The following is a 23,206-nucleotide window of genomic DNA, read 5'->3' as shown; positions in this document are numbered from 1 at the left end:
GCCGGCCTTGCTGGCGCCGCCCTTTTCGTTGCGCCATGTGCGGTGATGGGCTCCAGCAAGGGAGCCGGCGCCGCGGCCCCCAGGCGGTTTCGGCACCGGTCGACCCACTCTCCTGCCCCATCTCCCGCGCAAGCGAGAGTCCATGCCTGAGAGCTTCTCGCAGGACACGGACCCTGAATTTGCCTCTCTGGCATGGGCTCCCGCTTTCGCGAGGACAGGGAAGATGGCGTGGTGAGCCTGCGGGGAAAGACCTCGCTCCGCCGTTTTGCCCTTGCCGGCCGGCCGATCACGTTTGAGGGATAGCGGGCCGGATGCGACGACAATGGATTTCTCTCGGCCCGAAAATGCCCCATACTGGCGCACGCGAACGCTGCCGAATGCGCAGAGGACAGGCCCGATGACGGTGGCCCCGAACCCAGAAGACGTCGCGGCTGCGATCTGTCGCCGGCATGGCGACAACCCGGCCGCATTGCTGGAAATCCTGCACGACCTGCAGGCGGCGACCGGTTGCGTGCCCGAGGCCGCCCTGCCGACCATTGCCAAAAGCCTCAACATCGCCCGGGCCGAGGTGCACGGCGTCGCCAGCTTCTATCACGACTTCCGCACCACCCGGCCGCCTGCTGTGGTGGTGAAGCTCTGCCGGGCGGAGGCGTGCCAGGCCATGGGCGGAGAGCGCCTGGCCGGCACCGTCGCGGCGGCACTAGGGGGCGCGGACGAAGTGGCGGTGGAGCCGGTCTATTGCCTTGGCCTCTGCGCCCTGGCGCCGGCGGCGCTGGTGAACGACCGGCCGGCGGCGCGTCTGACCGCCGAGCGCCTGCTGGAATTGGTGCGGGAGGCGCAGTCGTGAGCGTCCGGGTTTACGTTCCGCAGGACGCGGCGGCTCGGGCCGTCGGTGCCGACGCGGTGGCCTCGGCCATCGCCGCCCATGCGGCGGCCCAGGGCGAGGCAGTGACCATCGTGCGCAATGGCTCGCGCGGCCTGCTGTGGCTGGAGCCGCTGGTGGAGGTCGAGACCGCCGCCGGCCGCATCGCCTATGGGCCGGTCGCAGCGGAGGATGTTGCGGACCTGTTCGACGCCGGCTTTCTGAATGGCGGCGCCCACGCGCTTTGCCGGGGCGAGACCGCGGCCATCCCCTATCTGGCCGGGCAGACCCGCCTCACCTTCGCGCGCCTGGGCCTCGCCGATCCGCTGGACCTGGCGGCCTATGAGGCCGGCGGCGGCCTCGCCGGGCTGCGGGCCGCCCTGGCCCTGGCGCCGGCGGCGATCTGCCGGACCGTCACCGACTCCGGCCTGCGCGGCCGCGGCGGCGCCGGTTTCCCGGCCGGGATCAAATGGCAGACGGTGCTGGACCAGTCCGCGGACGGGCCGAAATACGTCGCCTGCAATGCCGACGAGGGCGACAGCGGCACCTTCGCCGACCGGCTGCTGCTGGAGGGCGACCCGTTCGCGCTGCTGGAAGGCATGGCGATTGCCGGCCTCGCCACCGGAGCGGAGCAGGGCTTCGTCTATATCCGCTCCGAATACCCGGACGCGATCCGGGTGATGGCGGCGGCCATCGCGGCGATGGAGGCGGCTGGCTGGCTCGGCGCCGATTTGGGCGGGTCTGGCCGGGCCTTCCGGGTGGCGCTGCGGCGGGGCGCCGGCGCCTATATCTGCGGCGAGGAAAGCGCCATGCTGAACTCGCTGGAGGGCCGGCGCGGCACCGCCCGGGCGCGACCGCCGATCCCGGCGGTGGCCGGCCTGTTCGGCCGCCCGACCGTGGTCAACAACGTGCTGACGCTCGCTACGGTGCCGGCGATCCTCGCCCGCGGCGCCGACTGGTACAAGGGCTTCGGCGAGGGCCGCTCGGTCGGCACGCAGCCGTTCCAACTGGCCGGCAATATCGCGCGCGGCGGGCTGGTGGAGGTGCCGTTCGGCGTGACGCTCCGCGAACTGGTCGAGGGCTATGGCGGCGGCACCGCCTCCGGCCGGCCGCTGAAGGCGGTGCAGATCGGCGGGCCGCTGGGCGCCTATGCGACGGCGGACCAACTGGACCTGCCCATGACCTATGAGGCGCTGGCCGAGGCTGGGCTGATGCTGGGCCATGGCGGTCTGGTGGTGTTCGACGACACGGCGGACATGGCGGCCATGGCCCGGTTCGCCTTCGATTTCTGCGCCATCGAAAGCTGCGGCAAGTGCACGCCCTGCCGCGTCGGCGCGGTGCGGGGCCGGGAAACGGTCGAGAAGGTCATGCGCGGCGAGGATGTCGCCCGCAACCTCGCCCTGATCGAGGACCTGGCCGAACTGATGCGCGACGGCTCGCTCTGCGCCATGGGCGGGCTGACGCCGAACCCGGTGCTGTCGGCGATGCGCAACTTTCCGGAGGATTTCGAACGGCGGAGGAGCTCCGATGCTGCTTGATGCGTGTCTTTACGGGGGTCTGCCATCCGTCTCGCCGTCATTGCGAGACCGCGAAGCGGGCGTGGCAATCCAGACCGGCAGCGCAGCACATCGAGACGCCGCCTGGATGGCCGCGTCGCCTACGGCTCCTCGCAAGGACGGCGAAGAGTTAAGGGACGTCGCCCTCTCCCCGCCGTCATTGCGAGACCGCGAAGCGGGCGTGGCAATCCAGACCAGCAGCGCACCACGCCGGGAGGCCGCCTGGATGGCCGCGTCGCCTACGGCTCCTCGCAAGGACGGCAAAAGAGACGATTGCGCTGACCCCCTTATGGGAGTGGCACCATGACCTTGCTCCGCGAACCCGACCACGGCACGCCGGCCAGGGACGGCGCGCCCGTCACGCTCTGGATCGACGGCGCGGCGGTGACCGTGCCCGCCGGCACCAGCGTCATGCGCGCGGCCGCGCTGGCCGACCGCAGCGTGCCGAAACTGTGCTCCACCGACAGCCTGGAGGCCTGGGGCTCGTGCCGGTTGTGTCTGGTGGAGATCGAGGGCGTCAAGGGCACGCCCGCCTCCTGCACCACGCCGGTCGCCGACGGCATGCGCGTGACGACGCAAAGCGACCGGCTCGCCCGCCTGCGCAAGGGCGTGATGGAGCTCTATATCTCCGACCACCCGCTCGACTGCCTGACCTGCGCCGCCAACGGCGATTGCGAGTTGCAGGACATGGCCGGCGCCGTCGGCCTGCGCGAGGTGCGCTATGGCATGGCCGGCGACAACCATTTCGACGCCGCGCACGCGGTGCCCGTGGACGGCTCCAACCCCTATTTCCAGTACGATCCGGCCAAGTGCATCGTCTGCTCGCGCTGCGTGCGGGCGTGCGAGGAGACCCAGGGCACGTTCGCGCTGACCATCCAGGGCCGCGGCTTCGAAAGCCGCGTCTCCGCCGGCATCGCGTCCGACGACTTTTTCGGCTCCGACTGCGTCTCGTGCGGCGCCTGCGTCCAGGCCTGCCCGACCGCGACCCTGGTCGAAGCCTCGGTGGTGGAACACGGCACGCCGACGCGCACGGTGGAGACCACCTGCGCCTATTGCGGCGTCGGCTGCTCGTTCAAGGCGGAATTGCAGGGCGAGCGGGTGGTGCGCATGATGCCGGCCAAGAATGGCGGCGCCAACGAGGGCCATTCCTGCGTCAAGGGCCGCTTCGCCTGGGGCTATGCCACCCACAAGGACCGCATCACCACGCCGATGGTGCGCGAGACCACCACCGATGCGTGGCGCCCGGTCGCGTGGGACGAGGCCATCGCCTTTGCGGCCGAGCGCTTCCGGGCGATCCAGGCGCGCCACGGCCAGGGCGCCATTGGCGGCATCACCTCCTCGCGCTGCACCAACGAGGAAGTGTATGTGGTGCAGAAAATGGTCCGGGCCGCCTTCGGCAACAACAATGTCGACACCTGCGCCCGGGTCTGTCACTCGCCCACCGGCTATGGCCTGAAACAGACCTTCGGCACCTCCGCCGGCACGCAGGATTTCAAGTCGGTGGAGAATGCCGACGTGATCCTGCTGATCGGCTCGAACCCGACCGACGCCCACCCGGTGTTCGCGAGCCGGCTGAAACGGCGCCTGCGGGCGGGGGCGAAAATCATCGTCGTCGACCCGCGCCGCATCGACCTGGTGCAGAGCCCGCACATCAGCGCCGCCCACCACATCCCGCTGCGCCCCGGCACCAATGTCGCGGTCATGAATGCCATGGCGCATGTGATCGTGACCGAAGGGCTGGTGGACGAGGCCTTCGTCCGGGCGCGCTGCGAGGACGACGCCTTCGCCCGCTGGCGCGCCTTCATCGCCGACGACCGCAACAGCCCGGAAGCGCTGGCCGAGATCATCGGCGTCCGGGCGGAAACGCTGCGGGCCGCGGCCCGGCTCTATGCCACTGGTGGCAATGGCGCGATCTATTACGGCCTGGGCGTGACCGAGCATTCCCAGGGCTCGACCATGGTCATGGCCATGGCCAATCTCGCCATGGCCACCGGCAATATCGGCCGCCCCGGCGTCGGCGTGAACCCGATGCGCGGCCAGAACAACGTGCAGGGCTCGTGCGACATGGGCAGTTTCCCGCACGAACTGCCGGGCTATCGCCATGTGGAGGATGCGGCGGTGCGAGCCGAGTTCGAGGCGGACTGGGGCGTGCCGATCCTGGCGGAGCCGGGCCTGCGCATCCCCAACATGTTCGCCGCCGCCCTCGACGGCTCGTTCCGCGGCATGTTCATCCAGGGCGAGGACATGGCCCAGTCCGACCCGAACACCGCCCATGTGCAGGCGGCGCTGGCCGCCCTCGACTGCCTGGTGGTGCAGGACCTGTTCCTGAACGAGACCGCGGCCTATGCCCATGTCTTCCTGCCCGGCACCAGCTTTCTGGAGAAGGACGGCACCTTCACCAATGCCGAACGCCGCCTGAACCGGGTGCGCCCGGTGATGCCGGAGGCCGCGGGCCTGAGCGAGTGGGAGACCGTGTGCCGGCTGGCTCGCGCCATGGGCTATCCGATGCAGTATGACGGCCCGGCCGCGATCATGGACGAGATCGCGCGGCTCACCCCCACCTTTGCCGGCGTCAGCCATGCCCGGCTCGATGCCGAGGGCTCGATGCAATGGCCGGTGAATGCCGAGCATCCAAACGGCGCGCCGATCATGCACGTGGACGGCTTCGTGCGTGGCAAGGGCCGGTTCATGCTGACCGAATACGTGCCGACCGACGAGCGCACCGGGCCGCGCTTCCCGCTGCTGCTGACCACCGGGCGCATTCTGAGCCAGTACAATGTCGGCCAGCAGACCCGGCGGACCGAGAACAGCCGCTGGCATCGGGAAGACGTGCTGGAAATCCACCCGCACGATGCGGAGGAACGCGGCGTTTCCGACGGCGACGCGGTGCGGCTCACCAGCCGGATCGGCGAGACGACGCTCAGGGCGGACATCACCGACCGGGTGCCGCAAGGGGTGGTCTACACCACCTTCCACCACCCGGTGACGGGCGCCAACGTCATCACCACCGACTATTCCGACTGGGCCACCAACTGCCCGGAATACAAGGTGACGGCGGTGCAGGTCTTCCCGACCAACCGCCCGTCCGCGTGGCAGGAGGAGCATGAGGCGCTGCACGCCTCGCATTATCGCGTCGCCGAAACCGCGGCGGAATAGGGCGGTGGCCACGCTGCGCCCCTCCCCTGCCCCGGTGCCGGCAGTGCCCACGCATTCGCCGGAGGTCTCGCCGCTCGTGGCGGGGCGATTGCTGACCGCCGTGGGCGCGCGCCCGGCGGAATGGCGGGTGGCCGAAGAGGTGCCGCTGGCGGTGCTGGTGAACGGCGAGAATTTTGCCGTCATGATGCTGACCCCCGCCGACCTGGAGGATTTCGCGCTCGGCTTCGCCCTGACCGAAGGGCTGGTGCGGCGCGCCGCGGACGTCGAGGCCATCGCCCTCGGCGAGGCGGCCGAGGGACTGGTGGCGAACCTGAAAATCGCGCCGGGCCTGCTTTCGGGGGTGGAGGCACGGCGGCGCACGCTGGCCGGGCGCTCCGGCTGCGGCGTCTGCGGCGCCCAGACCATCGCCGCGGCGGTGCCGAAGCCGCGGCCGGTCTCCGGCGCCCTGCCCGACTTTGCCGCGCTCGCCCGCGCCTATGCCGCCCTGCCGGCGGCACAGGCGATGAACCGGGCGAACCGCACCACCCACGCCGCCGCCTGGTGCGCCCTGAACGGCAGCGTGCAGGCGTTGCGCGAGGATATCGGCCGCCACAACGCCCTCGACAAGCTGGCGGGCGCCCTGGCGCGCGATAACCGTGACGCCGGCGCCGGCTTCGTGCTGCTGTCGAGCCGGGTCAGCGTCGAGATGGTGCAGAAGGCCGCCGCCATCGGCGCGCCGGCACTGGCCGCGGTCTCGGCGCCGACGGCGCTGGCGCTGCGCATGGCCGGCCGCGCCGGCATGACGGTCTATGTGCGGACGCCGGAGGGCATCATGGCTTTCTCCCCGGAGCCGCCGCGATGAAATCGGACGAGCTTGTGCGCATGGCGAACCAGATCGCCGCCAACTTTCACCTCTACGCCGAAGACGAGGCGGTGGCGGCGATCGCCTCGCACCTGCGCCGCTTCTGGGAGCCGCGCATGCGGAGCGCCCTGCTCACCGCCGCGGCGGAGGGACGGGCGCCGGGACTGACGCCTCGGGTACAGGCGGCCTTGCGGACGCTGTGAGAGCACGCTGATAATACATTGAAAATTATCATAAAATAACCAGAAAAGGTATTTCCCGGACGGTGCGGAGCGCCGATCCGGGATCGGTCACTCTCGCGAACACCGGCGGCGGCGGTGTTCGCACGCCGATTACCGGCCCCGGACGCCGGCTACGCAGCCTCCGGGGTACAAGGGCGCTCCGCCATCTCCGAGGTACATCCGCCTCGGCTCACAGCTTGTTTGGCCTTCAAGTCCAAGGTATCAGCGAGATCGTTCCAGTCGGGTTGGCGGTCTCGATCAGCGCGATTTTCCAGGCCCGCCGCCAGCGCTTGATGCGCCGTTCGCGGGTCTGGGCCTCGGCCACATCCGCATGTTCCTCGGCATAGACGAGGCGATGGATGCCATAGCGGCGCGTGTGCCGAATGCCGGCCGCTGCGGTGCTGGGCGAGGCGCTCCGACAGGTCACAGGTCATGCCGACGTACAAGGCGCCGTCTTTTGTGGGCCAGGATGTACACCCAATAGGTCATGCTGGTTGCCCGGACGTGAATTTCAGAGGTCTTTCGCAGCACATTGTTCACCAAAACCCTTAACAATGTATTTCCCGGACGGTGCGGAGCGCCGATCCGGGATCGGTCGCTCTCGCGAACACCGGCGGCGGCGGTGTTCGCACGCCGACACCGGCCCCGGACGCCCGCTCCGCAGGCTCCGGGGTACAAGGGCGCTCCGCCATCTCCGGGGTACATCCGCCCCCTCCGGGGATGATTGGTCCTGGGGATTGGCCGTGGCATAGTGGCGGGGAACGCATCCTCCCGCCATGCGAGCCGCCGTCATGACCCAGCCTGCCCCCTCGCCGCCCATCGCCTGGCCCGCCGAGGGGCTGACGCGCGTGCCGAACCGGCTCTATGCCGACCCGGACATCCATGCCCTGGAGCAGGCGCGTATCTTCCAGGGCCCCACCTGGAATTTCGTCGGCCTGGAAGCGGAAATCCCGAAGGCCGGCGACTTCAAGACCGGGTTCGTCGGCGAGACCCCGGTGATCGTCGTGCGCGACCGCGAGGGCGGCGTCAACGTGCTGGAGAACCGCTGCGCCCATCGCGGCGCGCTGGTCTGCCTGAAGGAGCACGGCAACGCCCGCAGCCTCGCCTGCGTCTATCATGCCTGGAACTACTCGCTGAAGGGCGACCTGATCGGCGTCGCGTTCGAGCGCGGCGTCAAGGGCCAGGGCGGCATGCCGCCGGGCTTCGACAAGGCAAACCACGGCCTGCGCAAGCTCAGGGTCGCAACCCTGAACGGCCTGATCTTCGCCACGTTCCACCCCGAAACGCCGCCGCTGGACGCCTATCTGGGGCCGGACATCCTGGCCCGCATCCGGCGGGTCACGCCGCGGCCGCTGGTGCCGCTCGGCCACAGCCGGCAGGTGATGCACAACAACTGGAAACTCTATGTGGAGAATGTGAAGGACAGCTATCACGCCAGCCTGCTGCACGCCTTCTTCACCACCTTCAAGCTGAACCGCCTGACCATGCAGGGCGGCATCGTCGTCGACGGATCGGGCGGCCACCATGTCAGCTGGTCCAAGGCGGCCGAGGACGCGCAAACCAGGACCGAATACGAATCCGGCGATATCCGCGCCCATGTGGACGACATGGCGCTGGCCGACCCGAACCTGATCGCCGGCCATGACGAGTTCGGAGACGGCGTCACGCTGCAAATCCTGACCGTGTTCCCGAACTTCGTCATGCAGCAAATCCGCAACGCGCTGGCGGTGCGCCTCGTGCTGCCGAAAGGCCCGGACCGGACCGAACTGGTCTGGACCTATTACGGCTTCGCCGACGACGACACGGCCATGCTGCAAACCCGGCAGCGCCAGTCGAACCTGGTCGGTCCGGCGGGCTATATCTCGATGGAGGACGGCTGCGTCGGTGGCTTCGTGCAACGCGGCATTGCCGGCGCGGCGGACGAGCGCTCGGTGGTGCAGATGGGCGGCGACGGCGCAGAGACCCAGGCGACGCGGGCGACCGAAACCTCCGTCCGCGGCTTTTGGAAGGCTTACCGGCCCTTGATGGGTCTGTGATACTGTCGCCTTTCCTCACACGGACCCACGGGAGCCCGCCATGGCCCGGACCGTCGTCCCGGTCCCTCCGTTCGACCTCGTTGTGTTCGGCGCCACCGGCGACCTGGCGAAACGCAAGCTGATCCCCGGCCTCTATCACCGCTTCCGCGACGGGCAGATGCCGGCGGATGCGCGCGTCATCGGCACCGCGCGACGCGCGATGAGCGCGGACGACTTCCGCCGCCTCGCCGACGCGGCGCTGGGCGAATTCGTGCCCGCCGCAGCACTGGATGCGGAGACGCGCCGGCGCTTCCTTTCCTGCCTCGACTATGTGGCGGTGGACGTGGCCGGCGACGGGCCGCAGGCCGCCGCTGGCTGGGCCGCGCTGGCGGCATTGCTGAACCGGCCGCCGGAATGCGTGCGCGCCTTCTATCTCTCCGTCGGCCCGGACCTGTTCATGGCCATCGGCGAGAAATTGCAGCAACACGGCCTTTGCCGGGGCGACAGCCGCATTGTGCTGGAAAAGCCGATCGGCCACGACCTGGCCTCGGCCCGCACCCTGAACGCCTGGTTCGCCGACCGGTTCTGCGAGAGCTGCCTCTATCGGATCGACCATTATCTGGGCAAGGAGACGGTGCAGAACCTGATGGCGCTGCGCTTCGGCAACGCCCTGTTCGAGCCGCTCTGGAACAGCCGCTATGTCGACCATGTGCAGATCACCGTGGCCGAGAGCGTCGGCGTCGAGGGCCGCGGCGGCTATTACGACGCGAGCGGCGCGCTGCGCGACATGGTGCAGAACCACCTGCTGCAACTGCTCTGCCTGATCGCCATGGAGCCGCCCGCCCGGTTCGAGGCGGACGCGGTGCGGGACGAGAAGCTGAAAGTGCTGCGCGCGCTGGCGCCGATCACCGACCCGGAGCGGATCGTGCGCGGCCAGTACCAAAGCGCCTATGGCGTGCCCGCCTACCGCGACGATGTCGGCTTGGACGAGAGCCGGACCGAGAGTTTCGTCGCCATCAAGGCGGAAGTGGCGAACTGGCGCTGGTCCGGCGTGCCCTTCTACCTGCGCACGGGCAAGCGCCTGCGCGCCCGGCTCTCGGAAATCGCCATCCAGTTCAAGGAGCCGCCGCACTCGATCTTTCCGCAAGCCGCCTACCAGCAAACCCGCCCGAACGTGCTGGCGATCCGGCTGCAACCGGACGAGGGGATCACGCTCGGCATGACGGTGAAGGAGCCGGGGCCGGGGGGCATGCGCCTGACGAGCGCCGACCTGGACATGACCTTCGCCGAGAGCCTGGGCGGCGGCCATGGCCGCATGCCCGACGCCTATGAGCGGTTGCTGATGGACGTGATCCGCGGCGACCAGACCCTGTTCATGCGCGGCGACGAGGTCGAGGCCGCCTGGGCCTGGGTCGACCCGCTGGTGGCGGCCTGGGCCGAGAGCACGGCCCGGCCGCACCGCTACGACCCCGGCTCCTCCGGCCCCGACGATGCCCTGGGCCTGTTGCACCGCGACGGCCGGCGCTGGCGCTCGATCGTGGTGTGAGCCCGTGGGAGCGGCGCCTGACCGCGCCGACGGACGTCCCGGAACCGGCTCTAGGCCGCGTCCGCCAGCACCAGGTCGGCGGCTTTCTCGCCGATCATGATCGAGGGCGCATTGGTGTTGCCGCTGGTCAGCGTCGGCATGATCGAGGCGTCGGCTACCCGCAACCCCTCGATCCCGTGCACTTTCAGGCGGTGATCCACCACCGCCATCGCATCCTGGCCCATCTTGCAGGTGCCGACCGGGTGATAGGTGGTCTCCGCGGTTCGCTTCACCCAGTCGATGATCTCGTCATGGGAATTGCGCTCCGGACCCGGCCCGACCTCGGTCAGTTGCAGCTTCGCCATGGCCGGCGCCCGCATGATCGAGCGGGCGATGTTGACCGCCGCCACGGTCAGTTCCGCATCCACCTCCGCCGACAGGAAGTTGAAATTGATCGCCGGCGCGTGCCGCGGATCGGCCGAGGTGACATGGATATGACCCTTGCTTTCCGGCCTCATCGGATGGGCGTAGCAGGTCATGCCCGACTCCTTTGCGATCACCGGGCCGGACGGCCGAATGTCCGACAGCATCGGCACCCAGCCCAGCAGGCAGTCCGGCGCCTCCAGCCCCTCGCGCGAGCGGACGAAGGCGCGCATGGGCGCGGCCACCGCCGCCATCATGCTGGTCTGCCCCAGCACATAGCGCAGCGCCTGATAGGCCAGCCCCAGCCCTTTGGTGCGGTCGTTCAGGGAATAGCCCTTCGCGCCGATCAGCCAGCGGGTGCGCGGCGCATAGTGATCGCGCAGATTTTCGCCGACGCCCGGCAGATCGTGCTGCACGGCAATGCCGAGCGCCCGCAACCGCTCCGCCTGGCCGATGCCGGAGAGTTCCAGCAATTGCGGCGAGTTGATCGACCCGCCACTGACCACCACATCCCGGCCGGAGCGCGCCTCGCGCTTCGCACCGTTCACCGAATAGCGCACGCCGACGCAGCGTTGGCCCTCCAGCATCAGGCTTTCCGCCTGGGCATCGGTCTCGATGTGCAGGTTCGGGCGCTTGCGGATCGGCTCCAGATAGCAGGCGGCGGTGCTCATGCGGCGGCGGCCATAGATCGTCGCCTGGCTCATGGCGATGCCGTCCTGGGCCGCGCCGTTGTAGTCCGGGTTGTAGCGGATCCCCACCTGCTCCGCCGCCTGCACCACCGTCGCCAGCAACGGGTCGGTCGGCTTCGGATTGGTGACGCGGAGCGGCCCGCCGCGGCCGCGGAAGGCATCCTCGCCCTCGCTGGGCGTAAAGCTCTCCATGCGCCGGAACAGGGGCAGCACGTCGCGATAGCTCCAGCCCTGGTTGCCCATCTGCGCCCAGGTGTCGAAATCCTGCGCCTGGCCGCGCACGAAGGCGAGGCCGTTGATCGAGCTGGAGCCGCCCAGAATCTTGCCCCGCGGCACCGCCACCCGGCGGCCATGGGTGCTTTCCTCCGGCTCGCCCTCGTAGAGCCAGTTGGCCTTGGGATTTTTCAGGAGCTTGGCATAGCCGATCGGGATGCGGGCCCAGAAATGGCCGGCCGGCCCCGCCTCCAGCAACAGCACTTGGTGCTTCGGATTCTCGGACAGCCGATGCGCCACCGCCGCCCCGGCGGAGCCGGCACCGACCACAATAAAGTCATAGGTTTGCATGTCGTCCTGCGCCTCGCGCCGCCGGCACACGCCGCGGCCCTTGTGGGAGAGATTTGCAACGATTGTACCGGGTTCGCCCGCCGCGGGTAGGGGCAAACGGCAACAACCAAGCGCCCATTCCGCCCCGGCTTTCCCGGACGCGGCAGCGACGCGATCCGGGACCTCTCGAAAGTCGGAGCGCTCCCCTGCCAGAGGTCCCGGCTGTCCGCCCGCCCTGCGGGCCGGCTCCCGCCGGGAGAGCATGGCGGACGGATGGCCCGCCTATCCCGGAAAAAACCGGTTCGCCGGCCGCGGCACGCCCAGATTCTCGCGCAGGGTGCGGCCCTCATACTCGGTGCGGAAGATGCCGCGGCGCTGCAGTTCCGGCACCACAAGGTCGACGAAATCGTCTAGGCCCGCCGGCAGATAGGGGAACATGATGTTGAAGCCGTCGCTGCCGCCCGCCATCAGCCAGTGTTCCATTTCGTCGGCGATCTGGGCCGGCGTGCCGACAAAGCTGAGGCCGGCATAGCCGCCCCAGCGCCCGGCCAGTTGCCGCACGGTCAACCCCTCCTCCTTCGCGACCCGGAGCACCCGCTCGCGGCCGCTCAGGCTCGCCTCGGTCGGCGGCAGGTTCTCCGGCAGCGGACCGTCCGGGTCGAAGCCGCTGGCATCGCAGCCGAGCGCGATCGATAGCGAAGCGATGCCGCTGTCGTAGTGCACCAGGCTGTCGAGCAGCGCCCGCTTCTCCCGCGCCTCGGCCTCGGAGGCGCCGACGACGACCAGGGCGCCCGGCAGGATTTTCATGTGTTCCGGGTTGCGGCCCGCCGCCGGCATCCGCCCCTTCACGTCCCGGTAGAATTCCTGCCCGTCGGCCAGGGTGCGGTAGGAACAAAACACCATCTCCGCCGTTTCCGCGGCGAGTTGCTTGCCCGCCTCGGAGGCACCGGCCTGCACGATCAGCGGCCAGCCCTGCACCGGCCGGGCGATATTCAGCGGCCCGCGCACGCTCAGATATTGTCCCTTGTGGTCCAGCACGTGCAGCTTCTCGGGATCGAAGAACAGGCCGCTTTGGACGTCGCGGACGAAGGCGTCATCGGCCCAGCTGTCCCAGAGCCCCGTCACCACATCATAGAATTCCCGGGCCCGGGCATAGCGCTCGTCATGCGCCATCTGCTCGTCGTGGCCGAAATTTTGGGCGGCGTCGGGGTTGGAGGTGGTGACGATGTTCCAGCCGGCCCGCCCGTTCGAGATGTGATCCAGGGAGGCGAAGCGCCGGGCGATCATATAGGCCGGCTCGAACGTGGTCGATGCGGTGGCGATCAGCCCCAGATGCCTTGTGTGCTGCGCCAGCGCCGGCAGCAGGGTCAGCGGGTCGAAGCTGGTGACGGTGGCCGAGCGCTTCAGCGCCTCCATCGGCATGTTCAGCACGGCCAGATGATCCGCCATGAAGAAGGCGTCGAACCGCCCTTGCTCCAGCTTCTGCGCATAGCGGATCAGCGCATCCAGGTTGAAATTCGCGTCCGGCGTGCCGCCCGGATAGCGCCAGGCGGCGGTATGGATCGAGACCGGGCGCATGAACGCGCCCAGCTTCATCTGGCGTTTGACGGTGGACATGGCGTCTTGTCTCGTGGCGGGCCGATAGCGGCTGCGAGCCTAGCCGATGCGCGTGCGCCCGTCGACGCTGCGGCCCGGTCCAACACCTTTGCCCTGCGCCCTTGCCAGCCCGCCGTCGCGGCAGGATACTCCGGCAAGCGGCCCTGCCGCCCACCAAGAGCCGAACGGCCCCTTTCTGAGGAAACACCCCATGGACCCGAATCACAAGAAAACCGCCCTGCGCATGATCCCCTACGGCATCTACGTCCTGACCGCGGAGGCCGACGGCCAGACCGCGGCGGCGACGGTCAACTGGGTGACCCAGACCTCGTTCGACCCGCCGCTGGTGGCGGTGGCGGTCAAGGCGGATTCCGGGGCCCGCGCGGCGGTGGAAGCCGCCGGCTCGTTCGCGCTCAACATTCTGGGCAAGGGCCAGCAGGGCACCGCCTTCGGCTTCTTCAAGACCGTCGAGCGCGACGGCGACATGCTGGGCAAGGAGAAAATCCGCGCCGGCCACAGCGGCCACCCGGTGCTGGAAAGCGCCCCCGCCTGCGTCGAATGCCGGGTGGAGGAGATCGTCAGCCGCGGCGACCACCACATCGTCATCGCCGAGGTGATCCACGCCCACCTGCCGCAGGCGCCCGAGGGCCGGGCCGACGACGCCACCCTGCACATGCGCGACCTGGGCGACAACGTCTTCTACGGCGGCTGAGACGCCCCCGCCGGCCGGGCCGCCGCGCGTCAGGCGGCGGCCTGCCGGTCGATTTCCAGGGCGCCGGCCTTGATGCGCGGGATCAGCTCCCGCCCATAGTCCGCGACATCGTTCAGCGGGTCGAAGCCGCGCATCAGGAAGGACTCCACGCCCAGCCGGTAATAGCCGAGAACGGCGTCGGCCACCTGTTCCGGCGTGCCCACCAGGCAGGAGGTGTTGCCGAGCGCGCCGGTGGCCTTGGTGATGCCCATCCACAACCGCTCGTCATGCACCTCCTTTTCCAGCGCAAAGGCGAACTGGCGCTTGCCCGCATTGTCGACCGGCGCCCGTACGCCCTCGCTTTCCTGCCGCGACCAGCCGAGTTTGTGGCCCGTCATGCCCTCAAGGATGCGGTGCGCCTTGTCCCAGGCTTCGCCCTCGGTCGGGGCGATGATCGGGCGGACCGACATGTTGAACCCGACGCTGCGGCCGAAGCCGGCGGCGCGGGCGCGGAACTCCGCGATGCGCTCGGCGGTGGTGGCCCGGGGCTCGGCGTAGATGCCAAAGACGTCGCACTCGGCCGCCCCCATGTCCAGCGCGCCTTCGGAGGCGCCGCCGAACATGATTTGCGGGTGCGGCTGCTGCACCGGGCGCACGTCGGAATGGGCGCCGCGCACGCGGTAGAACGCCCCCTCGAAGTCGAACGGCTCGGTCGCCGCCCAGGTCTTTTTGACCAGATGCAGATACTCCTCTGCCCGGCGATAGCGCTCGGCCTTGGGCGTGAAGTCGCCGTCGCCCTCCTGCTCCGCATCGGTCTTGCCGGTGATGATGTGCAGGGCGACGCGGCCGCCGGTCAGGTGGTCGAAGGTCGCCACCTTGCGCGCGAACAGCGTCGGCGCGACGAAGCCGGGCCGGTGGGCGATGAAATAGCCGAGCCGTTCGGTGTGCGCCGCCGCGTGCATCGCCACCAGGAACCCTTCCGCCGACGACGAGGTATAGCCCACCAGCGCCAGGTCGTAGCCGGCGGCCTCGTGGGCGCGGGCGTGCTCGACGATATAGGCGGGCGACACGTCGCCCTCGATCACCAGCAGGGTGGATGAGCTTTGCGGCGGCGTCACGCCGAGCATGCCGACAATGCGCGCGGGCATGGGGGGTCTCCTTGACTAGCGGTTTGTCTAGCGGTCGCCAACCCTAGCACGCCCTAGGCAGCGGCGGCGACGCGGCTATGATATGCGCCAACAACAATCCCGATCCCGACAGTGGAGACGCCCGATGCGCGGACGCGACGTATTCTTTGGCAGCCTGAAAGCCCACGGGGTCAGCCGGATTTTCGGCAATCCCGGCACGACCGAAAGCCCCCTACTCGACCATCTGGCCGACCATCCGGAACTGGACTACATCGTCGCCCTGCACGAGGGCGTCGCCGTGGGCGCCGCGGCCTATTACGCCCAGGCGACCGGCACCACCGGCATCGCCAACCTGCATGTGGCGCCGGGCCTCGGCAACGGCATCGGCATGGTGTTCAACGCCCTCCGGGCGAACGCGCCACTGATCGTCACCGCCGGCCAGCAGGACACGCGCATGCTGCTGCGCCAGCCGGTGCTGAGCCACGACCTGGCCGCCATGGCCGCGCCGGTTACCAAGTGGAGCGTGCAGGTTCCCCACGCCGACGACATGGCCGACATCATGCGCCGGGCGTTCAAGATCGCGAACGACCCGCCCTACGGCCCGGTCTTCGTCGCCCTGCCCATCAACGTGATGGAGCAGGAAACCGCCAACGCCGCCTTCACCGCCGGCGCCCTGCACCGCGCGCCGCGCCCGGATGCGGACGCGCTGGCACAGATGGCGGCGAAACTCAGCGCCGCCCGCAACCCCGCCATCGTCGCCGGCGATGACGTCGCCCGCGCCGGTGCCTCGGCCGAACTGGCTGCCCTGGCGGAAAAACTCGGCGCCACGGTCTGGCTGGAAGGCATCCGGGCGCAGTCGCCGCTGCCGAACCGCCACCCGCTGCTGCGCGGCACGCTGCCGCTCGAAGCCGGCAACATCGCCAAGGCGTTGGCCGAATACGACTGCCTGCTGTTGCTGGGCGGGCCGTTCTTCGAAGAGGTCTGGTACGACGACGCCTCGCCCTATCCGCCGGGCCTGACCGTGCTACAGATCGAGGAATCGGCCGCGCAGCTCGCGCGCAACAACAGCGTCGCGCTGGGCGCGGTCGGCGGGATGAAGCCGGCGCTCGGCGAGTTGGTGGCGAAGGTTGCGCCGGACGCCGCTGCCGCCAGGGCGCGCTGCCAGGCGCTGGCGGCCGCGCGGGAGCAGGAACGCGCCAGCCAGGCCGCCCGCGCCGAGCGCGCCGCATTGCGCCGGCCGATGGCGATGTCGGTGGCGATGGAAACCCTCGGCGCCGCCGCCCCGGCGGGTGCGGTGTTCGTGGAAGAGGCGATCACAGCCGGGCCGGATTTCAACCGCTCGGTCGAGATCGCCGGCACCGGCCACTATTATTCCGGCCGCGGCGGCGGCATCGGCCAGGGCCTGGCCGGCGCGCTGGGGGTCGCGGTCGCCAAACCGGAGGCGCAGGTGGTCTGCGTCTCGGGCGACGGCTCGGCCATGTATTCGATCCAGGCGCTGTGGAGCGCGGCGCACCACAACCTGAACATCGTGTTCGTGATCCTCTCGAACCGCGAATACCGCATCCTGAAGCACAATATCGACAACTATCGCGGCCGCTTCAGCGTCGAGAGCAACCGCGGCTACACCCATATGGACCTGGAAGGCCCGGACCTGGGCTTTGTCGACCTGGCCCACGGCATGGGCGTGCACGCCGAGCAGGTGACCGAGCCGGACGACTTCCGGGCAGCGCTGAAACGCGCCTTCGCCAAGGACGGCCCGTCGCTGATCCAGGTAATGATCGAGGGCAAGGCGTAACGCGAGCCGTATCCCGGACGGTGCGGAGCGTCGATCCGGGACCGGCCGGCAGCGGGCGAACACCGGCGACAGCGGTGTTCGATGGAGGGCGCCGGCCCCGGATGCCCGCTCCGCGGCCTCCGGGGTACACCGGGGCTTCGTGCCGCCCTTTGAGCAGGCCCGCACCGCACCCCTGTTTCCCGGACGGTGCGGAGCGCCGATCCGGGACCGGCCGGCGGCAGGCGAACACCGGCAACAGCGGCGTTCGATGGAGGACGCCGGCCCCGGATGCCCGCTCCGCGGCCTCCGGGGCACACCGAGGCTTTGTGCCGGTCGTTAAGCAGGCCCACACCGCGCCCCTGTTTCCCGGACGGTGCGGAGCGCCGATCCGGGACCGGCCGGCAGCGGGCGAACACCGGCAACAGCGGCGTTCGATGGAGGACGCCGGCCCCGGATGCCCACTCCGCGGCCTCCGGGGTACGCCGAGGCTTTGGCGCGATCCCTCGGACGGCCGTCAGCCCTCGGCGATGAGGCGGGCGAGGTCGTCCGGGGTGGTCAGCATCGGGTAGTGGCCGGTGTCGATCTCGTGCCAGCGCGCGTTCAGCTTGCCGGCACAGCGCTCCTGGTGGGCACGGCCCGGATTCTGGGCCTGCGGGCAATAAATCACGCTCGCATCCCAGGTCTGATCCCAGAAGCGCTCCAGCTTCACCGGCTCATAGAAGCAGGCGCGCGGGTGCAGGGTCATGCGGTCGGCGGCCCATTCGGCCAGCCCGCGCTCCATGTCCTTGAAGCTGCGGTTCAGCAGATCGTTGCGGTCCGGGCCGATGGCAACCCGGCCCTCGACCGTGGCCGGCATGGTGACGATGTCGCGGATTTTCTCGCCGTCGAGCAGCGACAGCGCGTCGGCGAACACCAGCCGCGCCACCCGGTCCCGCGCCCGCTCGGCAACGCGGGCCATGACCATGCCGCCCGATGACGTGCCCGCCAGCACCACCTCCGACAGGTCTTCGAGGCGCAGCATCTCCACCACCTCCTCGGCCTGGGTTTCGGTGGTGATGCCGGGGCGCACCGCCGCCGCCCGCTCGGCACAGCCGTCAAGGCAGGGAATGTAAACCGTATGCCCGGCCCCGCGCAGGCGCTCGGCCACCATTTTCCAGATCCACGGTCCCTGATAGGCACCGTGCAGCAGCACGAACGTGGTCATGGCGTTTCCTCAGGTGAGTTGTTCAAATTCGGTTTGCGGTGCGCGACGCACCCGGCGCCCCCACTTCTCTGCGTCATTGCCGCGGCGGCAGAGCCGCCTCGCAATGACGCAGAGAAAGGGAAAGGCGGTCCGGACCGTCAGAGGCTCGGCGCCATGGCGAACGCATTGTCCTCGTAGCCCGGGACATAGTTGCGGTTGGTCATGCGCGGGTCGCGGTTGATCATCGGCCGGGCGTACATCGGGTGGCGCATGCTGCGCACCTCGTGCTCGATCCGCACCAGAACCTTGCCGTCGGCGGGGTCGAAAACGTCCAGGAACCGATACTGGTGCTGGTCGCTTTCCTCCGAGACCATGCCGTGCTCCAGCAGCTTTTTGTACGGCCCGGAGAAGTCGGCGATGTAGACCGCAATGTGGTGGCCGTCATAGTCCGGCAGCGCCGCGTCGGTCTCGCGGAACAGCAAGAGTTGCCCGTCGCCGGCGGAGACGCGGGCGACGGCGGCCCCGTCCTCCTGCACCACGTCGGCCTGGGTGTTCATGATCTGGTTGTAGAAGCGGGCGATGCCGTCGGCCGTGCCCTTGGGCGCATCGATCTCCACATAGGGCATGCCGAGACGCATGGCGCCGAAGCGCTCGCCCGGCTCGTAGCAGCGGATGCGGTTGCCCCAGGGGCAGGTCACCTCGACATAGTCGTTGTGCTCGGCATAGGCGAAGCGGGTGCCGGCCAGCGCATCCTTCACCGCCGCCAGCCGCTCCAGCAGGGCGCCGCGATGTGGGATCACCAGGCCGGTGTGGCCGGTCAGCACCTGCGAGTCCGCGTGGGTCGGCAGGTGGAACTGGCTCTTGCCGACATTGATCCACATGTTGTTGGTGCCGGCCATCAGATACGGATCGCGGGTCAGGCCCAGCCCCATCAGGTAGAAGGTCACGGCCAGTTGCTGGTCCGCCACGCGGGTGTTGACGTGCTCCAGCAGCACGATATTGCCGACATCCTCAACGGTCCGGTCGAAACGGGGCATGGGGCGGGTCTCCTGCGGGGGGTTCCGTCAAAGGAACATGGTGGAATTCGGTTCGAGGTCCAGCAGATAGCGGCCGACATTCTCGTAATGGTCGATGCGCGCCTGCACCTGCTGGCTGGCGGTGAGCGCGTCGCGGAAGCGGCGCTCGAACGGCTGGCTCGGGAAGATCGCCGTGGCGCCGGCCGCGCGATAGACGTCGGTGGTCAGCGCCACCGCCTCGTTGATGCCGTGGGTGCAGGCGAGCCGCAACGCCACCCGGTCTTCCATGGTGAAGGCGTCGGTGCGCACGACATTGCCATAGACCTCGTCGGCGGTGGCAAAGACCGAGGTGCGGATCATGCGCAGCCGCGCCTCGAACTGGGCCAACTGGCTCTGGAAGACGGCGCTCTGGCGCAGGGGCGAGGCCGCGCCGCGCGGCGTTTTCTGCATCGCCAGATCGCGCAGCGCGTCTAGCATGGCGCGGGCAATGCCGATCTGCAGCCCGGTGAAGCCCACCGCATAGACCAGCGCGGTGTTGATCCGGTAGATCGGCGCAGAGTCGGTGAGCGCCGCCTGGTCCTCACGGTCGACGGTTTCGTCCTCGGGCACGAACAGGTCGGTGACCTCGAACGTGTCGCTGCCGGTGCCGCGCAGGCCCATCACGTCCCAGACATCGTGCACGATGGCCTTCTCGCGCAGGAAAATGGCCGTGCGGTCGACCCGGCGGCCGTCCGCATGCCGGCGCGGGGTTTCCCCGTCCGCCTCGTAGACGAAGCTGTGGCCGCCCAGCACGGTGGCATGGCGCGAGCCGCTGGCGAACTGCCATTTGCCGGTGACGCGATAGCCGCCCTCGACCGCCACTGCCTTGCCCTGGATGCCGGCGCCCCAGGCGAGAACCGCATTCGCCGGGCCGAACATCCGCTCCGCCCCGCCGGGGTCCATGAAGGCGGCGGCCATGGAGCAGCCGCCGCCCTGGCTCATCACCCAGCCGGTGCTGGCGTCCGCGGAGGCGATCAGTTCGATGACTTCGCCAAAGGTGCGCAGATCGATGGCCTCGCCGCCGACCGCGCGCGGCAACAGCAGCCGAAACAGGCGGGCCTCGTGCAGGGCGCGCAGCACCCGGGCCGGCAGTTCGTTTCCGGCCTCGATCTCCGGCGCCGCCTCCCGCAGCAGCGGCAGAACGCTCGCCGCCCGGGCACGGGGGTCGACGGCGGCGGCTTCGGTCACATTGTTCATCGGCTGCGCCTTCGAAAACGGATCCTCTAAAACCTATTCGCCGGCATTATCAGCGTCCGACCGGCGCCCCACAAGACTTTCGTGCTATCGCCCCTCTTGCGCACCTGACAAATTCTGGAAATATGTCCTAGCGCAATTGCCATCATTCCAAACCAACGCGAACAACGCCTGGTGGCTCCGGTGCCGCGAACGCACCCAACGCCATCAAAAGAACAGGAAAGATCGGTCATGACGAAACCCGCTTTCGTCCGCCTCGCGCTTGCCCTCGCCAGCCTCGTCTGGTGCGGCACGGCGTCGGCGGAAACACCGCTGGAACGCGGTGCCTATCTGGTGAACTCGGTCGCCGCCTGCGGCAACTGCCACACGCCGTTCGGGCCGAACGGACCGGATATGACCCGGAAACTGTCCGGGCGGCTGGTGGAGAAGAACCCCGCATTCGACGCCTACGCCCCCAACATCACCCCGGACGAGAAAACCGGCATCGGCAGCTGGACCGACGCGCAGATCGTCAAGGCGGTGCGCGAAGGCGTGCGGCCGGACGGGTCGATCATCGGGCCGCCCATGCCGATCGGCCTCTATCGCGGACTTTCCGACACCGATATCCAGGCCATCGTCGCCTATCTGCGGACGGTGAAGCCGGTCGGCAACACCGAGCCGAAATCGCTCTACCGCATTCCCCTGCCGCCGTCCTACGGCCCGCCGGTCGGCCATGTGCCGGACGTGCCGGAAGGGGTGACGGTCGCATACGGCGCCTACCTCGCCGGCCCGGTCGCGCATTGCGTCGAATGCCACTCCACCCCGGGGCCGATGGGGCCGGACTGGCAGCACGCGCTCGGCGCCGGCGGCATGAAGTTCGAGGGCCCGTGGGGCGTCTCGGTCGCGCCGAACCTGACCCCGCACGCGGACGGCATCCGCGACCTGACGGACCAGCAGGTCGCCACCATCATCACCACGGGAACACGGCCGGACGGCTCCGAGATGTTTCCGCCCATGGGCTATGGCTATTACGCCCACATGAAGCCGACCGACGTCGCCGCGATCATCAAATACCTGCGCAGCATCCCGCCGCTGCCGGACCCGAAATAGCGTCCCGCCGGTCGCAAGAGAGGCGGCGGCGGCGCCGCCTCTCCCCTACTCCTCCAGCAGGATCGGCAGCGCCTGCCGGTAGGCCATTTCCGCCCGCGCCTTCAACTCCGGCAGGGTGCAGGAGCCGATCGGGTGGTCGACCAGCATGAAGGGAAAGTCGGCCAGCCCCATGACCCGCGCGATGTTCTTGGCTGTCACCTCAAAGGGTTCGGTGCACAGAACCAGCGCCCGTTTCCCCAGCTGTTCGAAGCTGATGCCGTCATGCAAACTGCACGTCGAGCAAGAGCCTCAGTCGCCAAGGCCGGTGATCAGGAAATCCACCTCCGCCGCCGCCTTGCCCAGCGTCTCCGCGGGCGCGGGCGCGCTGGCATTGGTCTTGGCATAGATCGGGCGGATGGTGCAGCCATGGCGTTCGGCGAACAGGGCCGCGATCTCGCCCAGCATCGCCTCGGCGTTGAGCTTGTTGTTGTGCAGGACGCCGACGGTCCTGCCCTCCAGGCCGGAGAGCGCCGGCGCGCGGTGCAACTGCCGCTCCGGGCCGGAGGATGTGGGGTCGTAGAGTTGCATGGTGGGGAAACGCTCTCCTTCGTCAATCGCAGTCGATGCAGACGCCGATGGGCTTGTGCTGGATCAGCGACGAGCGCCCGCGGCTCCAGCTTGGGATGAAGCAGGAATGCCCGCCCGCATCGCCGCCGCCCATGGTGATCAGAATGTCGTCCGGCGACAGGCCGCGGTGCACGAAGCCCTCCCGCACCAGCGCGTGGGCGTCGTCGCCGTGCTGCTTGGCGTATTCGCTGTCGCGGTATTTGCCGACCCGCTGCATGCCCGCGACCGAGCGCTTCGCCTCGGCGAACAGGAATTCCTGGGCGTCGCGGCGGCTCCAGCCGGCGCCGGCGACGATGCGCATATGCTCCGGCGCCAGGATCACGACGCTCTGGCCGAGCGTGATGCAGCCATAGTTCGCCATGCTGTCGGCGACCGCGCCCAGCACCTGCTCCGGCGTGTTGCCGCCGTGATTCTCCACGTTGCAGAAGCCGCCGCCGGCAAAGCAGGTGACGCTGGACACGCCCTCGGGATAGTCCTGTTCCTGGCAGAGCAGCGGCCAGGGATTGCCGCGGGCGCGCTCGGCGATGCAGAAGGAATACTTGCCGGGATTGCCCTGGGTCGACTTGTCGGAAATGCCCGGGATCATCTGAAACACGTTGCGCAGGATCAGCCGCACCGCCCGGCCGATGGTGGCGTTGGCCCGGTTGCCGGGGCCGAACAGGTTCACGTCCCCGTTCATGCCGATATCGTCGGCATAGCCGCCGCTCACGATCAGCAGCGGCGCCGAGCCGCCGGTGGACGCGGTCGAGCCGTGGAAGTTGAAGCCCGGCAGGTTCATGGCCTCGAAGGCCGCGACGATCACCGGAAAATACTCCGGCAGGCAACCGGCCATCACCGCGTTGACGGCAGCGGCGTGTACCGAAAGCTCCAGCGTCGTCGCCGGATGGGTGCAGATGATCGTCTCCGGCGGCCGCCCTTCATAGGCCAGCATCGCCTCGACCCGGTCGACCACGGGCGGCACCACCGGCAGGCCATCGGTCCATCCCTGCTCGTAGCAATAGTCGATGGCGGCCAGCAGATCGTCCGGCACTTCGTGGATGCGGGCGGAATCGAGCGGCAT

General features: G+C 69.1%; 17 protein-coding genes and 2 pseudogenes. 9 read left to right on the top strand and 10 right to left on the bottom strand.

Annotation, left to right across the window (positions count from 1 at the left end; genetic code table 11):
• The first annotated feature begins 397 nt into the window (after positions 1 to 397).
• From H6844_10025 to H6844_10010, 4 genes and pseudogenes are all read left to right on the top strand, one after another.
• A pseudogene (locus tag H6844_10025) lies at positions 398 to 2,400 on the top strand (NAD(P)H-dependent oxidoreductase subunit E).
• 321 nt (positions 2,401 to 2,721) lie between these two features.
• Positions 2,722 to 5,574: a formate dehydrogenase subunit alpha gene (fdhF, locus tag H6844_10020; protein MCB9929735.1), complete on the top strand. Its 2,853-nt coding sequence runs from the start codon at positions 2,722 to 2,724 to the stop codon at positions 5,572 to 5,574.
• On the top strand, positions 5,522 to 6,415 hold the full coding sequence (gene fdhD / locus H6844_10015; GenBank protein ID MCB9929734.1) for a formate dehydrogenase accessory sulfurtransferase FdhD: 894 nt from the start codon (positions 5,522 to 5,524) through the stop codon (positions 6,413 to 6,415). Before fdhF ends, fdhD begins: the two co-directional genes overlap by 53 nt.
• Complete coding sequence (locus tag H6844_10010; GenBank protein MCB9929733.1) at positions 6,412 to 6,618, top strand: formate dehydrogenase subunit delta; 207 nt, start codon at positions 6,412 to 6,414, stop codon at positions 6,616 to 6,618. The genes fdhD and H6844_10010 overlap by 4 nt, the downstream gene beginning before the upstream one ends.
• Positions 6,619 to 6,844: 226 nt before the next feature.
• Here the strand turns inward: H6844_10010 and H6844_10005 are convergent.
• Positions 6,845 to 7,070 (bottom strand): annotated as a pseudogene (locus tag H6844_10005) (GIY-YIG nuclease family protein).
• 357 nt (positions 7,071 to 7,427) lie between these two features.
• Between H6844_10005 and H6844_10000 the strand changes: the two are divergent.
• Both H6844_10000 and zwf read left to right on the top strand, forming a co-directional pair.
• Positions 7,428 to 8,672, top strand: a complete 1,245-nt coding sequence (locus H6844_10000; protein MCB9929732.1) for a Rieske 2Fe-2S domain-containing protein — start codon at positions 7,428 to 7,430, stop codon at positions 8,670 to 8,672.
• Positions 8,673 to 8,712: 40 nt separating this feature from the next.
• The gene (gene zwf / locus H6844_09995) at positions 8,713 to 10,197 is read left to right on the top strand and encodes a glucose-6-phosphate dehydrogenase (GenBank protein MCB9929731.1); all 1,485 of its coding nucleotides are present in this window, start codon (positions 8,713 to 8,715) and stop codon (positions 10,195 to 10,197) included.
• Positions 10,198 to 10,247: 50 nt separating this feature from the next.
• On the opposite strand, the gene H6844_09990 is transcribed toward zwf, so the two are convergent.
• Both H6844_09990 and H6844_09985 read right to left on the bottom strand, forming a co-directional pair.
• On the bottom strand, positions 10,248 to 11,852 hold the full coding sequence (locus H6844_09990; GenBank protein ID MCB9929730.1) for a GMC family oxidoreductase N-terminal domain-containing protein: 1,605 nt from the start codon (positions 11,850 to 11,852) through the stop codon (positions 10,248 to 10,250).
• 261 nt (positions 11,853 to 12,113) lie between these two features.
• A complete protein-coding gene (locus tag H6844_09985; GenBank protein MCB9929729.1) occupies positions 12,114 to 13,448 on the bottom strand; it encodes an LLM class flavin-dependent oxidoreductase in 1,335 nt (444 codons plus the stop codon).
• A 190-nt stretch (positions 13,449 to 13,638) separates the two neighbouring features.
• Here H6844_09985 and H6844_09980 point away from each other — a divergent pair, with 190 nt between their 5' ends.
• Entirely contained in the window at positions 13,639 to 14,139 is a 501-nt protein-coding gene (locus tag H6844_09980) for a flavin reductase family protein (protein ID MCB9929728.1), read from the top strand.
• A gap of 29 nt (positions 14,140 to 14,168) precedes the next feature.
• Here the strand turns inward: H6844_09980 and H6844_09975 are convergent, their stop codons facing one another.
• Positions 14,169 to 15,266 carry an LLM class flavin-dependent oxidoreductase gene (locus tag H6844_09975; GenBank protein MCB9929727.1) on the bottom strand — a complete coding sequence of 366 codons (1,098 nt, stop codon included), beginning with the start codon at positions 15,264 to 15,266 and terminating at the stop codon, positions 14,169 to 14,171.
• 124 nt (positions 15,267 to 15,390) lie between these two features.
• Between H6844_09975 and H6844_09970 the strand changes: the two genes are divergently transcribed.
• Entirely contained in the window at positions 15,391 to 17,040 is a 1,650-nt protein-coding gene (locus tag H6844_09970; GenBank protein ID MCB9929726.1) for a thiamine pyrophosphate-binding protein, read from the top strand.
• A 493-nt stretch (positions 17,041 to 17,533) separates the two neighbouring features.
• Here H6844_09970 and H6844_09965 read toward each other — a convergent pair whose 3' ends face one another.
• The 3 genes from H6844_09965 to H6844_09955 all read right to left on the bottom strand — a co-directional run bounded on the left by H6844_09965 (position 17,534) and on the right by H6844_09955 (position 20,454).
• Positions 17,534 to 18,223: an alpha/beta hydrolase gene (locus H6844_09965; GenBank protein MCB9929725.1), complete on the bottom strand. Its 690-nt coding sequence runs from the start codon at positions 18,221 to 18,223 to the stop codon at positions 17,534 to 17,536.
• Positions 18,224 to 18,360: 137 nt separating this feature from the next.
• Positions 18,361 to 19,239, bottom strand: coding sequence for a hypothetical protein (locus tag H6844_09960; GenBank protein MCB9929724.1), 879 nt, complete (start codon positions 19,237 to 19,239; stop codon positions 18,361 to 18,363).
• Positions 19,240 to 19,266: 27 nt separating this feature from the next.
• Positions 19,267 to 20,454: an acyl-CoA dehydrogenase gene (locus tag H6844_09955; protein MCB9929723.1), complete on the bottom strand. Its 1,188-nt coding sequence runs from the start codon at positions 20,452 to 20,454 to the stop codon at positions 19,267 to 19,269.
• A gap of 228 nt (positions 20,455 to 20,682) precedes the next feature.
• Between H6844_09955 and H6844_09950 the strand changes: the two genes are divergently transcribed.
• Positions 20,683 to 21,540 (top strand): c-type cytochrome, encoded by an 858-nt coding sequence (locus H6844_09950; GenBank protein ID MCB9929722.1) that lies wholly within the window; start codon positions 20,683 to 20,685, stop codon positions 21,538 to 21,540.
• Positions 21,541 to 21,585: 45 nt separating this feature from the next.
• On the opposite strand, the gene H6844_09945 is transcribed toward H6844_09950, so the two are convergent.
• From H6844_09945 to H6844_09935, 3 genes are all read right to left on the bottom strand, one after another.
• Positions 21,586 to 21,738, bottom strand: a complete 153-nt coding sequence (locus H6844_09945) for a hypothetical protein (GenBank protein ID MCB9929721.1) — start codon at positions 21,736 to 21,738, stop codon at positions 21,586 to 21,588.
• A 90-nt stretch (positions 21,739 to 21,828) separates the two neighbouring features.
• Positions 21,829 to 22,107, bottom strand: a complete 279-nt coding sequence (locus H6844_09940; GenBank protein MCB9929720.1) for a hypothetical protein — start codon at positions 22,105 to 22,107, stop codon at positions 21,829 to 21,831.
• Between the two features lie 22 nt (positions 22,108 to 22,129).
• Positions 22,130 to 23,206, bottom strand: a complete 1,077-nt coding sequence (locus H6844_09935; protein MCB9929719.1) for a hypothetical protein — start codon at positions 23,204 to 23,206, stop codon at positions 22,130 to 22,132.

It is taken from the genome of Alphaproteobacteria bacterium (genome assembly GCA_020638555.1).
Lineage (GTDB): Bacteria > Pseudomonadota > Alphaproteobacteria > Bin95 > Bin95 > JACKII01.
This window is presented reverse-complemented; position numbering and strand designations above follow the sequence as displayed.